Below are 17,702 nucleotides of genomic sequence, written 5' to 3' on the forward strand. Positions count from 1 at the left end.
TGTTGCCAATTTCCGATACTCACAACTCGCCCAGCCGGATCTCCGGCGCGTACTCGCCATCGACCTCTTTCACGATCGCCTGCGCCGCGATCACGCGCTCGCCGTTGAAGGTCAGCGCCGGGTTGCCGTGCAGGTGCCAGCCGCGGTTGAGCGCCTCGCTGACGCGGTGGCAGAAGGCGGCGTCGTCGGGGCCGGTCAGCAGTCGGTACAGTTTCATAACGTGTCCTGTCGGGAGTTAAAAAGTCTGGCGATACACCACAAAACCGGTATCGCGCGCCACGCGGTCATACAACTGGCGCGCGGCATGGTTGGTGTGATGCGTATGCCAGTACAGGCTGGGGCTGCCGGCCTGGCGCGCCGCGTCGGCCACGGCGGCAATCAGCTGGCGGGCCACGCCCCTGCCCCGTGCTTCGGGCACGGTAAACAGGTCCTGCAGGTAGCAGGCGTGGTGCGGCATCAGCGTGTTACGGTGAAAGATATAGTGCGCCAGACCCAGCAGTTGCCCGCCCTGCCAGGCCAGTAGCGCGTGGACCGGCTCGGCCGGATCGAGAAAGCGCTGCCAGGTGAGCTGGCTGATGGCCAGTGGAAGCGCGCTGGCGCCGTGGCGGCCGTAAAAGGCGTTATAGCCGTCCCAGAGCGGCAGCCAGGCGGCAAAATCGTCCGCACCGGGCGGACGCAGGGTGAGGTCGTTTGCCATGCGGCCAACCTTACGCCGGCTGCGGCTTGCGCAGCAAGGCCAGCAGCCGCGGGCCGAACATATTGATGGCCAGTCCGGACACCAGCACCACGCCGCCGGCCAGCTGCCAGAAGCTGAGGCGCTCGCCCAGCACCAGCGCCGAGGACAACACCCCCACCAGCGGCACCAACAGCGAATACGGCGCCACCACGTTGGCCGCATGGCGCGACAGCAGCTTGCTCCACTGGCCGTAGCCGAACAGGGTGGCGATCAGCGCCAGATAGCCGATGGCGAACAGGCTCTTGCCGCTGACCACCTGCGCCCAGTCGATACTGGCCGACTCGAACATGGCCGACAGCGCGAAGAACGGCACGATCGGTGCCAGGCTACCCCACACCACCAGCCCCAGCATGTCCGGCTGGTAACCGGCGCCGACGATGCGGCGCACCACCACATTGGAAAACGCCCAGCAGGCGGCGGCGCACAGGGTCAGCACAAAGCCGGCCAGCGGCAGGCCGGCGGCGCCGAGGCCGCCGATCAGGTACAGGCCGCAGCCGCCGACTACCAGCCCGCCCAGCTGCCAGCCGCTGAAGCGCTCGCGCAGCCAGGCCATGCCGATCAGCAGGGTGAAGAAGGCGGACGACTGCAGCACGATGGAGGCGAGACCGGCCGGCATGCCCAGTTTCATCGCCGAAAACAGGCAGGCAAACTGCCCCAGCCCCATGGTCAGGCCATACAGCGCCAGCCAGCGCCACGGGATGTTGGGGCGGCGCACGAACAAGAGGCCGATGCCCGCCGCCGCGGCAAAGCGCAGCGCGCCGAGCAGGAAGGGCGGCACGCCGGCCACGCCCCACTTGATCACCACGAAATTGAAGCCCCACACCGCGACGATGGCGAGGGCGATCAGTCGGTCTTGCCAGTTCATGGCCTTTGCTCCTGCGAAGTTGTGCCCGGCCGCCGCGGCGGCCGGGCGGGTGAACCCGGTCTGTTACCTTACGCCACCGATGCCAGTGGCAACAGCAACAGTGTGTTCACGATTGCACGGCTACAGCTGGCGCGGCTTGACCACGCGCTGGCTGCTGGCCGGGTTGGCCGCCAGTTTCGCGCCCACCCGCCGCGGCCGCGGCTGCAGCTCGCCGCCGCAATTGGGGCACAGCTGGTGCAGCTTTGCCGCGCAGTCGTGGCAGAAGGTGCACTCGAAACTGCAGATCAGCGCCTGCTCGCTGTCGCCGGGCAAATCGGTATCGCAGGCCTCGCAGCCGGGGCGCAGTTCAAGCATGGCACACCTCCTCCGCGTCCAGCCGTGCCAGCACGCTGTCGATGCTGTGGATCTCGGCAAAGCGGCCGGCCAGTACCAGCTCGGTGCGGGCGATGATGTCCTCCGGGCTGTAGACGCGGCCGCTGACGGGATGGCTCATGGCAAAGGTCAGCGTCGCCTCCGACACGTAATCGACGGCAAAGCCGAGATCGCTGCCGACGCGGGTGGTGGTCTCGCAACACTGCTCGCTGCGGATGCCGCTGACGATCAGGCGGTCGATGCCGCGCGCCGCCAGCCACGCCTGCAGGCCGGTGTCGGTAAACGCGTTGTGCACGTGCTTGGTAAAGGTCACATCGGCGCCGTCCGGCAACCACGCCATCGGCCGCACCAGGCCGGAGGCGGCACCGAACGGGCCGTCACCCTCCTCGTGCAGCACATAGACCACCGGCAGACCGCGCGCACGGGCGCCGGCGATCAGCGCCAGCAGCTTGTCGCGAAACGCGGGCAAGGCGGCGGCATCCCAGTACGGGCGTTGCAGGAAGGAATCCTGGACATCAATCACAAGCAGGGCGGAACGGGACATGGCAGCTTCCTTGGTAGTGGCAGGGGAACAACGCCATTGTGGCTGCGGCCAACCTTGGCCGCGAGGCGTAAAGCCGACCGGCTGCGGACCGATTGCGCCATCAGCTTGTTACGGCGGCGCAACTGTGTCAGCCCCGATACAAAGCCGACAACGCACCGACACGGCGGCGGCGGACACTGCAGGCTGTGGGGATGCCCCCGTCACTTGTCCCCGTCCCTATGCAAAGGAAGCCATGATGCAACGCCCCGCCCTGCCGCGCCTGCTCGCCACCCTGCTCTGCCTGACCGTGCTGCACGGCGCGCTGGCGCAGCTGCCGCCGGCCGCTCCGCCGCCCCACCAGAGCGGCGCCCACCACCCGCGACCGGGCCTCGCCGGCCAGCTGGAGCCGCTGCTGCCCTATCTGCAACTGGACGCCAGACAGCAGGCGCTGTGGCTGAAGGCCGACATCGCCGAACTCAGCGAGCAGGCCACCCGCCGCCAGGCGCGGCAACAGGCGCAGCTGACCCTGCGCCGGCAGCTGGAAGACGGCAGCAGCAGCCTGTCGGCGGCGCTGCGCGCCAGCGTGGCGGCCAGCGACAGCGCGGCCGCCCTGCCCGCGGCGTGGCTCGCCTTCCTCGACAGCCTGGACGCGCAGCAGGCCAGCCTGGTGCGGCAATGCCTGCTGGCGCACATGAACAGCGAACTTGCCGCGCCGGCGGCGCCGCAGGATCAGCCATAATCACGGCTGCTCACCACCGAACCGAAACGGAAACCCGCATGACCAGCCCCGCCACTCGCCTGTTGATTGTTGACGATGATCCGGAGATCCGCAGCCTGCTCGGCCAGTACCTGCAGGCCTACGCCATGCACTGCACCTGCGTCGGCGACGGCGTGGCGATGCGCGCGGCACTGGCCGAACAGCGCTTCGATCTGGTGATCCTGGACCTGATGCTGCCCGGCGAGGACGGCCTGGCGCTGTGTCGCCAGATCCGCGGCGAGGGCGAGCTGCCGATCATCATGCTCACCGCGCGCGGCGAGGCGACCGACCGCGTGGTGGGGCTGGAGCTGGGCGCCGACGACTACGTGGTGAAGCCGTTCGACCCGCGCGAGCTGGTGGCGCGCATCCACACCGTGCTGCGCCGCAGCCTGCGCAGCAGCGCCGGCGGCAGCGCCAATCCGCAGCAGGACGTGCACTTCGACGGCTGGACGCTGAGCCACCTGAAGCGCGAACTCACCACCCCGCAGCAGCTGCTGGTGCCGCTGTCGAACGCCGAATACCGGCTGCTGTGCACCTTTCTGGAACGGCCGCAGCGCATCCTCAGCCGCGAGCAGCTGCTGGACGCGGCGCGCGGGCGCACGGTGGAGGCCTTCGACCGCAGCATCGACCTCTTGGTATCGCGCCTGCGCCAGAAGCTGGGCGACGACCCGAAAGCGCCGCGCCTGCTGAAGACGGTGCGCGGCGAGGGTTACCTGTTTGACTGCAAGGTACGCCAATGAAACGCCTGATTCCCGATACCGTCTTCACCCGCCTGTTCGGGCTGGTGGTGGCGGCGCTGCTGACCACCCATCTGGTGATGACCAGCCTGCTGCTGTTTTTCGGACCGCACTTTTCGCGTGACGAGCCGCCGCCGCGCCCGCCACTGGAGCGTGCAGCCCCCGGCGCCAACCTGCGGCCAACCCTGGCGCCCGGCGACGCCGCGCGACAGCCACCGCCGCCACCGGACAATCGCAACCGCTTTCCGGCGCCGTTCTGGCTGGCGCAGCTGGTGACGCTGGCGATCATCGGCCTGCTGGCCTGGTACGGCGCACGGCGGCTGGCGCGCCCCATCCAGCAGCTGACCCAGGCCGCGGCGCGGCTGGGCGACAATCTGGAGGCACCGCCGATCGAGGAAAGCGGGCCGCAGGAAACGCGGCAGGCGGCGCGGCTGTTCAACCGCATGCAGGACAAGCTGCGCCAGCAGATGGCGGAGCGCAGCCGTTTCCTCGCCGCGGTATCGCACGACCTGCGCACGCCGCTGACCCGCATCCGCCTGCGCAGCGCGCAGCTGGACGACACCGCGCTGCAGGCCAGGCTGGGCAAGGACATCGACGACATGACCGCGATGCTGGACGCGACGCTGGCCTACCTGCGCGACGAATCGCAGCAGGAAAGCTGGCAGATGCTGGACATCACCGCGCTGCTGCAGGTGCTGGCCGAGGACGCGCAGGAACAGGGCCACCACGTCAGCGTCGACGGCCACGCCGACAGCCTGCTGACGTTGCCGGGCAGCCTGCGCCGCTGCCTCGACAACCTGCTGGAAAACGCGCTGCGCTACGGCGAACGCGCCGACATCCACCTGCAGCAAACCGGCGATACGGTGGGCATCGAGATCCGAGACCACGGCCCCGGCATTCCGGAAAACCGCATGAGCTCGGTATTCGAGCCCTTCGTGCGGCTGGAAGAATCGCGCAACCGCCACACCGGCGGCGTCGGCCTCGGTCTCGCCATCGCCCGCGACGCGGCGCGGCGCATGGGTGGCACGCTGACGCTGCACAATGCGCCGCAGGGCGGCCTGATCGCGCGCCTGACCCTGCCGCGCGACGCGCACGGCGCTTTGTATCAACTTTGACACAAAGCGGATAAATGGCGCTGACACACTGCCTATAAATTGTCATCACCCGCAGCAGCGCCGCATGGCCGGCGGGGATACCGCAGGCGAGACGAGGAGCATGACAATGAGCAGCGCAATCAGCAGTGTCGGCAGCAGCTACCTGCCCGGCATGAGTGGCATGGGTGGCGGTCCGCGCGCGATGAAACGCCCGGACAGCGAGCAGATGGCCAGCGAGATCTTCAGCAAGCTGGATACCGACAACCAGGGTTATCTCGAAGCCAGCGATTTTGGCTCGGACAACGAGGACGTGTTCGCGGCGCTGGATACCGACAGCGACGGCAAGGTCAGCAAGAGCGAGCTGAGCACACGCCTGAAACAGCTGGCGGAAGAGCTGGACAGCCAGTTCAACGCCATGCGCAGCCAGGGCATGGGCGGCATGATGATGGCCGGCGGCATGCAGGGTATGCCGCCACCGCCCGCCGGCGGCGAGGACGACGCCGGGCTGGAACAGGAGCAGTTGTCGGCGATGGCCGCCGACGCCAGCGAGGCCGGCGACAGTGTGGCGGCGGCCCGCTTCGCCGCGCTGGCGGAAAACTTCGACAGCGCCGACAGCAACCAGGACGGCAAGGTCAGCTTCGCAGAAAGCGTCGCCTACGAAGAAGCGCAACGCAGTAGCAGCGGCACCAGCAGCGAGGACAGCGGCGTGGCCAGTGCCGACAGCGAGCAGGATGGTCGCATCATGATGCGGCTGATGGCGATGCTGCGCGCCTACAGCAGCGACGACGACAGCAATAGCGGCAGCAGCGTGCAACTGACCGCCTGATCGCCTGACCGCGACGGGAACCAGTGACGCCGGCCAGGGTCTGTCACTGGCCACCTGCCCCCTATTCCCGACGAGGCTCCCCATGCTGATCCGATCCCTGTTCCGCGCCGGCACCCTGCTGGCGCTTTCCCTGCCGGTGCTGGCCGCACCGGTCGCCACCCTGTTCAAGGACCCCAACTGCGGCTGTTGCGGCAAGTGGGCCGAGCACATGGCCAGCCAGCAATTGCCGCTGCACAGCGAAAACCGCAGCGACATGGCCGCGATCAAGGACAAGCTGCAGGTGCCGGACAAGCTGCGCTCCTGCCACACCGCCAGCATCGGCGGCTACGTGTTCGAGGGCCACGTGCCGGCCGATCTGGTGCAGAAAGTACTGCGCGAGAAGCCGGCCATTCGCGGCCTGGCGGTGGCCGGCATGCCACAGGGCAGCCCCGGCATGGAAACCGGCGTCAAGCAGCCCTACCAGGTGATGGCGTTTGATGCCAAGGGCAAGCAGTGGGTGTACGCCACGCGCTAAGCCGTCGGCAAACCCATGAAAAACCGCCTGCCCCCATAACGGGGACAGGCGGTTTTCTTGTCTGCGGCCAACGTTGGCCGCAACCTGCATCAGGCGGAGGCGACCAGAATCTTGCCGATCTTGACGCGCCATTCGGCCGGGCCGGTGTTGTGCACCGAAGTGCCACAGGAGTCCACGGCCACGGTCACCGGCATGTCCTGCACGTCGAACTCGTAGATCGCTTCCATACCCAGGTCTTCGAAGCCGACCACTTTCGACGCCTTGATCGCCTTGGACACCAGGTAAGCCGAGCCGCCGACCGCCATCAGGTACACCGCCTTGTTGTCGCGGATGGCGTCGATCGCTGCCGGGCCGCGCTCGGCCTTGCCGATCATGCCCAGGAGGCCGGTCTGTTCCAGCATCTGGCGGGTGAACTTGTCCATGCGGGTGGCGGTAGTCGGGCCGGCCGGGCCGACCACTTCGTCGCGTACCGGATCCACCGGGCCGACGTAGTAGATGAAGCGGTTGGTGAAGTCCACCGGCAGCTTCTCGCCCTTGTTCAGCATGTCGATCATGCGCTTGTGCGCGGCGTCGCGGCCGGTCAGGATCTTGCCGTTGAGCAGCAGCACGTCGCCCGGCTGCCAGCTGGCCACTTCTTCCGGGGTGATGTTGTTCAGATCGACACGCTTGCCGTTGCTGGTGTCGTAGGTGATTTCCGGCCAGTCTTCCAGCTTCGGCGTTTCCAGGTGCGCCGGGCCGCTGCCATCGAGATGGAAGTGGATGTGGCGGGTGGCGGCGCAGTTCGGGATCATCGCCACCGGCAAGGATGCCGCGTGGGTCGGGTAGTCGAGGATCTTCACGTCCAGCACCGTGGTCAGGCCGCCCAGGCCCTGCGCGCCGATACCCAGCGCGTTGACCTTCTCGAAGATTTCCAGGCGCAGCGCTTCGACGCGGGTCAGTTCCGCGCCGCTGGCGGCCTTGGCCTTCAGCTCGTGGATGTCGACGTGGTCCATCAGCGATTCCTTGGCCAGCAGCATCGCCTTTTCCGGCGTACCGCCGATGCCGATACCGAGGATGCCCGGCGGACACCAGCCGGCGCCCATGGTCGGCACGGTCTTGATCACCCAGTCCACGATGCTGTCGGACGGGTTCAGCGCGTAGAACTTGGACTTGTTCTCCGAGCCGCCACCCTTGGCGGCGCAGATCACTTCCACGCCGTCGCCTTCGACGATCTCGAAGTGCACCACGGCCGGGGTGTTGTCCTTGGAGTTCTTGCGCAGGCCGGCCGGATCCAGCAGCACGGAGGCGCGCAGCTTGTTGTCCGGGTTGTTGTAGGCGCGACGCACGCCTTCGTTGACCATTTCCTGTACCGACAGGGTGCTGTCCCACTGCACCTTCATGCCCACCTTCAGGAACACCACGGCGATACCGGTATCCTGGCAGATCGGGCGGCGGCCTTCGGCACACATGCGGCTGTTGATCAGGATCTGCGCCATCGCGTCCTTGGCGGCGGGGCTTTCCTCGTGCTGATACGCCTTGTACAGCGCGTCAATGTAATCCTTGGGGTGATAGCAACTGATGTACTGAAAAGCATCGGCGATGCTCTGGATAAAGTCTTCCTGACGGATGATAGCCATTGATGTGTTCTCCAGCGTAGCGGCTGTGGGGATAACCGCCCCATTTTAGGGACTTACGCTGCGCTGCGCCATGCTGGAATGCTTGAAGATTGCCCGGCTTGCGTTCATGCTGCCGTTTGTCAAAAAATCATCAGGGCATCATGATGCCGCGCCCGCTGTTATCGCTGTTGCTGTGCCTGCTGTTGCTGTCCACTCCGGCCACGGCGGCCGTCATCCACGCCGTCACCACCGAATTTCCACCCTTCCAGAGCGAGCAGCCGGCGCCATGGGGGCTGGCGCTGGAAGCGGCGCAAGCGCTGGCGGCGCGCAACGGCGATACGCTGGCGGTGCAGTTCCTGCCGTGGCCGCGCGCCTACCAGATGGCGGAAACCACGCCCGGGCTGCTGATTTTCTGCCTTGGCCGCACGCCGCAACGCGAAGCGCGCTACGCTTGGATCGGGCGCATCGCCAGCGGCGACGCTCGGCTGTGGCGCCTGGCCGACCGCCCCGAGGTCAACCCCGCCACGCTGCAAGAAGCCCAGCGTTGGCAGCTGGGCGTGACCGCGCGGGACATGAAGGCGGACTACCTGCTGCAACAGGGCTTTGCCTACGAACGCAACCTGCAGCAAAGCAGCGACGACCTGTCCAATATCCGCAAGCTGTACGCCGGCCGCATCGACCTGCTGCCGTTTTCCAATCATCTGGTGCTGGCCTGGCGGACACGCGAACTGGGCCTGGACCCGCGCCTGCTGCAGCCGGTGCTGCCGCTGCCGGCACTGTCCAACCCGCTCTACCTCGCGTTCAGCCCCGGCACCGCGCCGCAACTAAGCCGCCGTTATGCCCGCCTGTTCCGCCAGCTGCAGCGCGAGGGCGTGTTCGAGCGCCTGCGCCAGCGGCTGCAACTGCCGCGCGAGACGCTGCCCGGCGACTGAGCCGTTTCCTGCACGCTTTGTACTCCTTGCATTCCCTGCATTCCCTGCATTCCCCACGCCTGCGGTAAGCCGTCCGCCGGCTCCATCCGCCAAAAGCGAACGCCTCTCCCTACCGCCAGTCGCGGTGCCGACTGCTATAACCGCTATACGCACCCCTGCCCTGTTTCCCCTGCCGGAGCCGTCATGAGCGAAGCCCTTCCCCGCGGACTCAGCCACAGTGTCGCCCGTGCGCGGCTGGCGGCCGAAGGCGCCAACGAGCTGAGCACCGAGCAGCGCCGCAGTCTGGCCGCCATCGCCGGCGAGGTGGTGCGCGAGCCGATGTTCCTGCTGCTGCTCGGCGCCGGCGCCATCTATCTGGCGATGGGCGACGCGCACGAGGCGCTGATCCTGCTCGGTTTCGTCGCCATCATCATGACCGTCACCATCGTGCAGGAGCGGCGCACCGAGAACGCGCTGGAGGCGCTGCGCGACCTGTCCAGCCCGCGCGCACTGGTGATCCGCGACGGCGAGGCGCAGCGCATCGCCGGACGCGAGGTGGTGCGCGACGACATCCTGATCCTCAGCGAGGGCGACCGCATTCCGGCCGACGGCGTGGTGCTGCAGGCGCACGAGCTGGCCACCGACGAATCGATGCTCAGCGGCGAATCGGAGCCGGTGGCCAAGTTCGGCCAGCGCGAGCCGGCCTACGCCGGCACGCTGGTGGTGCGCGGCCAGGGGCTGCTGCAGGTGTGCGCCACCGGCCAGCACACCGAGCTGGGCCGCATCGGCAAATCGCTGACCACCATCGCCGTCGAAGCCTCGCCACTGCGCGACGAGATCGCGCGGCTGACGCGGCAGCTGTCGCTCTTGGGCGTCGGCCTGTGCCTGCTGCTGGCGCTGCTGTACTGGCTGCTGCGCGACAGCTGGCTGGACGCGCTCCTGGCCGGCATCACGCTGGCGATGGGCATCCTGCCGCAGGAATTCCCGGTGATCATGATCGTGTTCCTGGCGCTGGGCGCGCGCCGCATCGCCAGCCACCAGGTGCTGACCCGGCGCCTGAACGCCATCGAGACGCTGGGGGAAACCACGGTGCTGTGCGTCGACAAGACCGGCACCCTGACGCAGAACCGCATGGCGCTGGCGGCGCTGGCGGTGGACGGCCAGCTGCTGGACACCGGCCGGCTGCCCGGCGGCGAGCTGCCGGAGGCCTATCACGAGCTGCTGGAATACGCGGTGCTGGCCAGCGAGATCGAACCGCACGACCCGATGGAGCAGGCCTTCCACCACTATGCGCGCACCTATCTGGCCGATACCGAACACCTGCACCCGGCGTGGTCGCTGGCGCGCGAGTACGAGCTGTCGCCGGCGCTGCTGGCGATGTCGCACCTGTGGCGGCAGGATGGCGACGACGACGACGTGGTCGCCACCAAGGGCGCACCGGAGGCGATTGCCGAGCTGTGCCACCTGCCGGACGCGGCGCGCGCGCGCCTGATCGCGGACGCGGCGCTGCTTGCCGACCGCGGCCTGCGCGTGCTGGGCATCGCCAAGGCACGCCACAGTCCGCACCAGGAGTGGCCGTCGCTGCAGCATGATTTCGACTTCGAGCTGCTCGGCCTGGTCGGCTTTGCCGATCCGCTGCGCCCGGAGGTGCCCGCCGCCATCCGCGAGTGCCAGCAGGCCGGCATCCGCGTGCTGATGATCACCGGCGATCACCCGCACACCGCGCGCGCCATCGCCCGTCAGGCCGGCATCGCCAGCCGCGGCACGCTGACCGGCAGCGAGCTTGCGGCACTGGGCGACGATGCGGCCAACCTTGGCCGGCAGCTGGCCGGCATCAACGTGTTCGCGCGGGTCACACCGCAGCAGAAGCTGGCCATCGTCAACGCGCTGAAGGCCGCCGGCGAGGTGGTGGCGATGACCGGCGACGGCGTCAACGACGCACCGGCGCTGAAGGCGGCGCACATCGGCATCGCGATGGGCAAGCGCGGCACCGACGTGGCGCGCGAGGCCGCCGCGCTGGTGCTGCTGGACGACGACTTCACCGCCATCGTGACGGCGATCCGCCTCGGGCGGCGCATCTTCGCCAACCTGCGCCAGGCGATGAGCTACACGCTGGCGGTGCACGTGCCGATCATCGGGCTGTCGATGCTGCCGCTGCTGTTCGGCATGCCGCTGATCCTGGCGCCGATCCACATCGCCTTTCTGGAGCTGGTGATCGACCCGGCCTGCTCCATCGTGTTCGAGGCCGAACCGGAACGGCCGCAGCAGATGCAGCAGCCGCCGCGCCGCGCCGGCGAAACGCTGCTGTCGCGGCCGCAACTGCTGCTGGCGCTGGCGCAGGGTGCGCTGGTGCTGCTCAGCTGCGGCGTCGCCTACGCCGCCAGCCTGGCGGCGGCGCTCGACGACGCCACCGCGCGGGCGCTGACCTTCATCGTGCTGGTCAGCGCCAATGCGCTGCTGATCCTGCCCAACCGCTCGGCGCAAAGCGGCTGGCGAGCACTGTTCGGCGGCCTGTCGGCGGTGGCGGCGTGGGTGCTGGGCGGCACCCTGCTCAGCCTGCTGCTGATCACCAGCATCCCGGCACTGGCCGGCGCCTTCGGCTTCGTACCGCCGGCGCCGGGGCTGTGGCTGGCGGCGTTTGCGCTGGGCTGCGCCACCCTGCTGCTGCTGGAAGGCAGCAAGCGCGTCGCCGCGTGGCGGCACTGAAAGCGACCGCCTGTTCAGCCTTGTTCGGGCGCGGCGGCCGGCTTGGCCCGTACCGGCGGCGCCAGCACCTGATCGGCATCCTGCCGCAGCTGGCCGGCGAGGCGGGTCGCCAGCTCCAGCCGGCGCAGCAGCCACGGGCTGAGATCGCTCTCGAACGGATCGGGCAGCAGCACCGGCCCCGGTGCCGCTTCCGCCGCCGCGACCGCCGCGCCGCCGGCGTGCTGCAGCGTGCTGTCGATGGACTGCGCCGCCTGCTGCAGCGGCTGGCGGATCTGCTCCGGCTGCAGACGGTCGCGACGCAACAGCAGCATGCTCTTCACCGCCGTCAGCTGTGCCAGCAGCTGGTAACTGTGCGCCAGCAGCAAGCCCAGCGGCGCCAGCGGCGGCCGCACCGCACGCGGCTCGGCCAGCGAGCGCTGCGTCGCCTGCACCAGTGCCGACAGGCTGTCGTAGGCCTCGCGTCGCGCCAGGCGCCAGGCCAGCTCCGGCTCGTTGTCGATCGCCTGCAACTGGCCCAGCCCCAGCGCCACGCGGGCATGGCGTGCCTGCGCGCTGAGGGTACGCGCCACCAGCGCCGGGATCTGGTGCCGCTCCCACGACGGCAGCACATAGCTGCACGCCCAGGCGATGGCGACGCCGAGCAGGGTGTCGGCAATGCGCTCCGGCACGCCGAACACCGGGCTGGCGCCGGCATGCAGCATATGGGCCTGCAGCAGGCCGAGCACGGTGGCGGCCACCGCCGTCACCAGATAGCGGCGCACGGCAAAGGCATGGGCGAAGGCCTGCGCCAGTGTCACCGCCAGCAGCAACAGCCACGACGACGGCTGCAGCGCCAGCAGTGCGCCGGCGATCACGCAACCGAGCAGGGTGCCGGCGACACGGCTGTTACGCCGTTCCAGCGTCTGCGCCAGACTGCCGCGCAGCACCACCACGATGGTCAGCAGGATCCAGTAATCGTGCGCCACCCACGGCAGCACCTGCGCCAGCGCGTAGGCAGCGCCGACGGCCAGCGCGGCGCGAATGGCGTGGCGCAGCGGCGGCGCATCCCAGCGCCACAGCCCGGCAAACGGCCGCCACGACCACGCGGTGGGACTGACGAACAGTTGCCAGCTGGCGCGTACCCCGGTCAGATCCGGCGCCTGCTCGCCGCGCGCCAGCGCCACCAGCCGCACCACCTCGTCGTTGATGTTGCCGACACGGTTGGCCAGCCCGCGCGCCAGCATCGCCGCCGACGGCGCCTGCGACTCGACGGCCGCTTCCGCCTCTGCCCAGTGCAGCGTGGCCAGCAGCGGCCGCAGGCTGGCGACCGGCGACGGTGTGCGCCCGTACAGCAACTTGTCGGCCAGCTGCGCGATGTCTGCGGCCAACGTTTGCAGCACCTCGTGCAGCACACCCAGCACCGGCGCGTGGCCGGGGCGGGATTTCAGCGCGTCCAGATCCAGCTCGCAAGCCAGCAGGTGGTCGCGCATTTCCAGCACCTGCAGCAGCATCGCCGCCAGCTGCTGCCGCCGTGGCGTGCGCGGCGACTCCAGCAGGATGTTGCGCGCGCTCTGCAGCTGGTCGGTCAGCGCCGCCTGCTCGCGCAGCAGGCGGCCGATCAACGGCGCCCGGCGCCGCTCGTCACTGTCCGGCGGCAGGAATTGCTGCGCCTGCAGCTGCATCAGCTCCGCCAGCGCCAGCAGGGTGTCGGCCAGCAACTGCACCCGGTAGCGGCCGTTGAGCAGCGCATTGGCCAGCGTCGCCCACAGCAGGTACAGGCCGGCGCCGAGCGCGAAGTGCAGGCTGCTGGCCAGCACCGGCGCGGTGCCGTCGTGCGCCGGCATCGCCATCGCGAACAGCATCGCGAACATGATCGACACCGACAGCGGAATGCCGCGCTTGCCCCACGCGGCGGCGAGAAAGGCGATGAAGGTGGCCGGCAGCAACAGCAAGCCCAGCTGCAGCGCATCGCCGTGCAGCAAGCGCGTACCGAGGAACAGCGGCAGGCCGAGCAGCGCCGCCGGCAGCAGTTGCCGCAGCTTGCCGCGCCGCGGCGCCGGCTGGTCCGGCGGAATGCACACCACCACACCGACCGAGGCCGCCGCCGCGGCCAGGGCGCCCAGCCACAGGTGCACCGCGGCGGAGATCAGCAGCAGCCCCAGCGCCGCCGACAGGCCGTTGGCAACGTGGTGGCTGAGCGCCACGCGCAGGGCGAGGCGGGGATGCGGCGGGGCAAAGGCAAATCTCGGCATGGCGGAATCGATCCGGAAAATTGGGATGGACAATGCGCCGGCGGCCTACGCCGGCGCTCAAAAGCGGTTCAATGTCAGCGGCGACGGATGGCAATGGGACGATACAGCGCCTTCGGCATGCTTGTTTATACCCGGCTAACAGCCGCTTCCTCCGTCGTTTTTCCTGGTCTGGCGTGACTGCGCGCGACTGTGAACAGGCGCTCAGGAGGCTTCGGTGAGCGCGCGCCAGGCGGCATCGCTCTGCCACTGCCGGCACCAGTGCGGGAAGGCGTCGGCGGCCAGCGGCCGCGCAATGCCGTAGCCCTGCACCAGCCGGCAGCCGAGCCGGCGCAGCACCGCGCCGTGCTGCAGCGTTTCCACCCCTTCGGCGATCACCTGCCGCTCGAACACCGTCGCCAGCTGGATCACGCCTTCGACGATACCCAGATCGTCGGCATCGGTGAGCATGTCGCGCACGAAGCTCTGGTCGATCTTGAGGGTGTCGACCGGCAGCTTGCGCAGATAGGTCAGCGACGAATAGCCGGTGCCGAAGTCATCCAGCGCAAAGTGCACGCCCAGCTGGCGGCAGCGCTGCAGGATGGCGACCGCCTGCTCCATGTCGGCGATGGCCGCCGTCTCCAGCACCTCCAGCTCCAGGTGCGCCGGCGGCACATTGCCGTGGCGGTGCAGCGCACGCGCCAGATCGGCATAGAAGGTCGGCGCCAGCAGGTAGCCGGCGCTGACATTGACGCTGACGCGCATCACCAGCCCGGCGTCGTGCCACGCCGACGCCTGCGCCAGCGCGGTGTTGATCACCCACTCGTCGACCGCGTTTTCCAGCTCGCTGCCGTGCAGCAGCGGCAGGAATGCGTCTGGCGCCAGCAGGCCGCGCTCGGGGTGGCGCCAGCGGATCAGCGCCTCGGCGCCGATGATGTCGCCATTCTCCAGATCCACCTTCGGCTGGTAGTAGAGCACGAACTCGCCGTTGTCCAGCGCGTGGCGCAGCAGCTCCAGCTCCTTGCGGTGCGCCTGCGCCTTGCGGTCGCTTTCCGGGTCGAACATCTGGTAGCGGTTCTTGCCGGCATCCTTGGCCAGGTACATCGCCTGGTCGGCATGGCGCAGCAGGGTATCGGCGTCGGCATTGTCCTGCGGATAGAGGCTGACGCCGATGCTGGCCGAGGCACGCACCACCGCATCGCCAAGGCAGACTTCCTGCTGGATCGCCGCCAGCAGTCGCTCCAGCACCAGCGCGCACTCCTCCGTACCGGCCACGTCCACCAGCAGCACCACGAATTCGTCGCCGCCCAGCCGCGCCAGGGTGTCGTCGGCGCGCAGCACCGCTTTCAGGTTTTCGGTGACGCCGATCAGCAGCTGGTCGCCGGCGGCATGGCCGTACTGGTCGTTGATCGCCTTGAAGCCGTCAAGGTCGAGGAAGCACACGGCGCAGGATTTGCCGCTGCGCGCGGTGTGCCGGATCGCCTGCCCCAGCCTGTCCGACAGCAGGCGCCGGTTCGGCAGGCCGGTCAGCGGGTCGAAGTGGGCGATGCGCTCCAGCTCGGCCTCGTGCGCCTTCAGCTGGCTGATGTCAGAGAAGATGCCAACGTAGTGGCGCACCTGGCCCAGCTCGTCGCGCACCACCGAGATCGACAGCAGCTCGGGATAGCAGTCACCGTTCCGGCGCCGGTTCCAGATTTCGCCGCGCCAGAAATCATGCTGCCGCACCGAATCCCACATCTCGCGGTAAAAGGCGGCGTCGTGCTGGCCGGACGACAGCAGCTTCGGCGACTGGCCGACCGCCTCGTCCGCGCGGTAGCCGGTAATGCGCGAGAAGGCGGCGTTGACCTTGGTGATCTGCCCGGCTGGGCTGACCACCATGATTCCCTCGTAGCTGCTGTCGAACACCACCGCCGCCTCTTTCAGCGCCAGCTCGAACAGCTTGCGCTCGGTGATGTCGGTATGGGTGCCGGACATCATCAGCGGCAGGCCGTGCGCGTCCCACGACACGATGCGGCCGCGCGACAGCATCCAGCGCCAGGCGCCGGATTTGCACAGGCAGCGGATTTCCACCTCGTGGCTGGGCGCCGCGCCGGACAGATGGCGCTGGATGGAGTCGATCGCCCGCGGCAGGTCTTCCGGATGCACGTAATCCGGCCAGCGCTCGACGGTGATCGCCATTTCTCCCGGCGTGTAGCCGAGCATGGTTTCCCAGCGCGCGCTGACCTCGAACGCATTGGTTTGCAGGTTCCAGTCCCAGTAGCCCTGGTCGGAGCCGTCGATCACCCGCGCCAGCTGCTGCTCGCGCTCCTGCAGCGCCAGCTCGGCGCGCATTTTCTCGGTGAGGTCGCGGCCGAAGATCATGTAGCGGCCATCCTGCATGCGGCCGGTGGTCAGCTCGACGGTGAGCTGATGGCCGTCGGCATGGCGCAGCTGCCATTCGCGGCGCAGGAAGGCGGCGGCCTGCAGCTGCTGCAGGTGCGCCGGCAGCTCGGCCTGGCTCTCGGCTGCCAGGATCTCGACAAAGTGCAGCTGCTCCAGCAGTGGCAGCGGGTGGCCGCTCAGGCGGCAGGCGGCCGGGTTGGCAAACAGGAAGCGGCCGTCGGCCGCGGTCACCCAGATCGCATCGCTGGCCTCGTTCAGCACATAGCGCAGCTCGTCGTCAATGCGCTTGCGCTCGGTAATGTCGCGCGAGATGCCGAACAGGCCGTTGATGCGGCCGTTGCCATCGAACATCGGCCCCTTGGTGACCAGGAACACCATCGCCTTGCCGTCCGGCAGCGTCAGCCGCTCTTCGGCGGTCTGCACCGCGCCGGCGGCCATGATGTCGCGGTCCTTGCTCATCAGCGCCTGCGCCGAAGCGGCATCGAACACCTCACGGTCGTCGCGGCCGAGGATATCGTGCACCGGCTTGCCGACAAAGGCGGCGGCGGCGGCATTGACCAGCAGGTAGCGGCCCTGCTCGTCCTTGACGAACACCGCGTCGGTGGTGCCGGACACCACCGCATCCAGCAGGCGGCGGTTGACCTCCTGCTTGGCCAGCGACTGGCGCAGCAAGGCGCTGAGCAGGCTGACGCCGATGCCGTTGAGCACCAGCGATGCCCACTGCAGCTGCACGTAGGGTGATGAGGCCGTACTGTGGAAGTGCGGCTCGGCCGCCAGATCGGTGGCCAGCGCGGCGAGCGCGGTGGCAAACAGCCCCGGCCCGAGGCCGCCGAGCAGCGCGCACAGCACGATCGGCAGCATGAACAGGATCAGCATCGGCTGCACGGCGAAATCGACCGGGATGTTGAGGCGCAGCAGCATGACCGCGGCGGTGATCACCACCGCGAACACATACAGCAGCCAGTGCGGCCGCCGCTCGCGGTCGATGCTGAGCGTCAGGCTGCCGAGCAGCGATTCGCGCTGCGTCGCATCGAACGGCGGCACCGCGCGCAGCAGGAAAAAGAACACCGCCGCGGTGGCGATGACGAAGAGCACGCCCTTGGCGGTCGACAGCCAGGTCAGCGCGCCGGCATCGGCAAACAGCAGCAGCAGACGGTCGGACAACAGGATCCACAACAGCCCGCACACGACGTAGCTGGTGATCGACAGCAGGATAAAACGATTACGGGGATGACCTGTCATGCCACATTGATCCTTGATTGACGCCGCGATGGCACACCGGCGAGGGGGACAGGTGCAACGGTCGCGGCGGCGGCGCGCCAGTACCCGCGCACCGGCCAGCCGCCTACCTTGCCGCATGTTACCCGAAGCGGTGGCCGGCCATGCAGCCGGCCGCGCCCGGGCGTGGCTTTTATACAGCATAGATAATGGTGCCGCCTTCGCCCATCGCCGCCACCGGCACGCTGGCCAGCGGCGG

Annotated in this window: 15 protein-coding genes; 7 read left to right on the top strand and 8 right to left on the bottom strand. The window is 68.6% G+C overall.

Annotated elements, in window-relative coordinates; translation table 11 throughout:
- Nucleotides 1-19: 19 nt before the first annotated feature.
- The 5 genes from NOM55_RS12590 to NOM55_RS12610 form a co-directional block, all read right to left on the bottom strand.
- Nucleotides 20-217: a DUF1737 domain-containing protein gene (locus tag NOM55_RS12590; RefSeq protein WP_047965661.1), complete on the bottom strand. Its 198-nt coding sequence runs from the start codon at nucleotides 215-217 to the stop codon at nucleotides 20-22.
- An 18-nt stretch (nucleotides 218-235) separates the two neighbouring features.
- On the bottom strand, nucleotides 236-697 hold the full coding sequence (locus NOM55_RS12595) for a GNAT family N-acetyltransferase (RefSeq protein WP_255908847.1): 462 nt from the start codon (nucleotides 695-697) through the stop codon (nucleotides 236-238).
- A 10-nt stretch (nucleotides 698-707) separates the two neighbouring features.
- Nucleotides 708-1,601, bottom strand: a complete 894-nt coding sequence (locus tag NOM55_RS12600) for an EamA family transporter (RefSeq protein WP_255908848.1) — start codon at nucleotides 1,599-1,601, stop codon at nucleotides 708-710.
- Between the two features lie 120 nt (nucleotides 1,602-1,721).
- Complete coding sequence (locus tag NOM55_RS12605) at nucleotides 1,722-1,955, bottom strand: DUF1272 domain-containing protein (protein ID WP_255908849.1); 234 nt, start codon at nucleotides 1,953-1,955, stop codon at nucleotides 1,722-1,724.
- The gene (locus tag NOM55_RS12610) at nucleotides 1,948-2,517 is read right to left on the bottom strand and encodes an isochorismatase family protein (protein ID WP_255908850.1); all 570 of its coding nucleotides are present in this window, start codon (nucleotides 2,515-2,517) and stop codon (nucleotides 1,948-1,950) included. Before NOM55_RS12610 ends, NOM55_RS12605 begins: the two co-directional genes overlap by 8 nt.
- A gap of 232 nt (nucleotides 2,518-2,749) precedes the next feature.
- Between NOM55_RS12610 and NOM55_RS12615 the strand changes: the two genes are divergently transcribed.
- The 5 genes from NOM55_RS12615 to NOM55_RS12635 all read left to right on the top strand — a co-directional run bounded on the left by NOM55_RS12615 (nucleotide 2,750) and on the right by NOM55_RS12635 (nucleotide 6,424).
- A complete protein-coding gene (locus NOM55_RS12615; protein ID WP_255908851.1) occupies nucleotides 2,750-3,235 on the top strand; it encodes a hypothetical protein in 486 nt (161 codons plus the stop codon).
- 38 nt (nucleotides 3,236-3,273) lie between these two features.
- Nucleotides 3,274-3,993 carry a response regulator gene (locus NOM55_RS12620; protein WP_255908852.1) on the top strand — a complete coding sequence of 240 codons (720 nt, stop codon included), beginning with the start codon at nucleotides 3,274-3,276 and terminating at the stop codon, nucleotides 3,991-3,993.
- Entirely contained in the window at nucleotides 3,990-5,105 is a 1,116-nt protein-coding gene (locus NOM55_RS12625) for an ATP-binding protein (RefSeq protein ID WP_255908853.1), read from the top strand. Before NOM55_RS12620 ends, NOM55_RS12625 begins: the two co-directional genes overlap by 4 nt.
- Before the next feature lie 106 nt (nucleotides 5,106-5,211).
- Nucleotides 5,212-5,910, top strand: a complete 699-nt coding sequence (locus NOM55_RS12630) for a hypothetical protein (protein WP_255908855.1) — start codon at nucleotides 5,212-5,214, stop codon at nucleotides 5,908-5,910.
- A gap of 82 nt (nucleotides 5,911-5,992) precedes the next feature.
- Complete coding sequence (locus tag NOM55_RS12635) at nucleotides 5,993-6,424, top strand: DUF411 domain-containing protein (protein WP_255908856.1); 432 nt, start codon at nucleotides 5,993-5,995, stop codon at nucleotides 6,422-6,424.
- A gap of 89 nt (nucleotides 6,425-6,513) precedes the next feature.
- Here the strand turns inward: NOM55_RS12635 and NOM55_RS12640 are convergent, their stop codons facing one another.
- The gene (locus NOM55_RS12640) at nucleotides 6,514-8,040 is read right to left on the bottom strand and encodes a fumarate hydratase (RefSeq protein ID WP_255908857.1); all 1,527 of its coding nucleotides are present in this window, start codon (nucleotides 8,038-8,040) and stop codon (nucleotides 6,514-6,516) included.
- Nucleotides 8,041-8,180: 140 nt separating this feature from the next.
- Between NOM55_RS12640 and NOM55_RS12645 the strand changes: the two genes are divergently transcribed.
- Both NOM55_RS12645 and NOM55_RS12650 read left to right on the top strand, forming a co-directional pair.
- Nucleotides 8,181-8,951 (top strand): transporter substrate-binding domain-containing protein, encoded by a 771-nt coding sequence (locus NOM55_RS12645; RefSeq protein WP_255908858.1) that lies wholly within the window; start codon nucleotides 8,181-8,183, stop codon nucleotides 8,949-8,951.
- Between the two features lie 183 nt (nucleotides 8,952-9,134).
- Nucleotides 9,135-11,636 (top strand): cation-translocating P-type ATPase, encoded by a 2,502-nt coding sequence (locus NOM55_RS12650; protein WP_255908859.1) that lies wholly within the window; start codon nucleotides 9,135-9,137, stop codon nucleotides 11,634-11,636.
- 14 nt (nucleotides 11,637-11,650) lie between these two features.
- Here the strand turns inward: NOM55_RS12650 and NOM55_RS12655 are convergent, their stop codons facing one another.
- Both NOM55_RS12655 and NOM55_RS12660 read right to left on the bottom strand, forming a co-directional pair.
- Nucleotides 11,651-13,867 carry an FUSC family membrane protein gene (locus tag NOM55_RS12655; protein ID WP_255908860.1) on the bottom strand — a complete coding sequence of 739 codons (2,217 nt, stop codon included), beginning with the start codon at nucleotides 13,865-13,867 and terminating at the stop codon, nucleotides 11,651-11,653.
- Nucleotides 13,868-14,068: 201 nt separating this feature from the next.
- Entirely contained in the window at nucleotides 14,069-17,467 is a 3,399-nt protein-coding gene (locus NOM55_RS12660) for an EAL domain-containing protein (RefSeq protein ID WP_255908861.1), read from the bottom strand.
- Between the last annotated feature and the right edge of the window lie 235 nt (nucleotides 17,468-17,702).

The organism is Vogesella sp. AC12, from assembly GCF_024437575.1.
In the GTDB taxonomy this organism is placed as follows: domain Bacteria; phylum Pseudomonadota; class Gammaproteobacteria; order Burkholderiales; family Chromobacteriaceae; genus Vogesella; species Vogesella indigofera.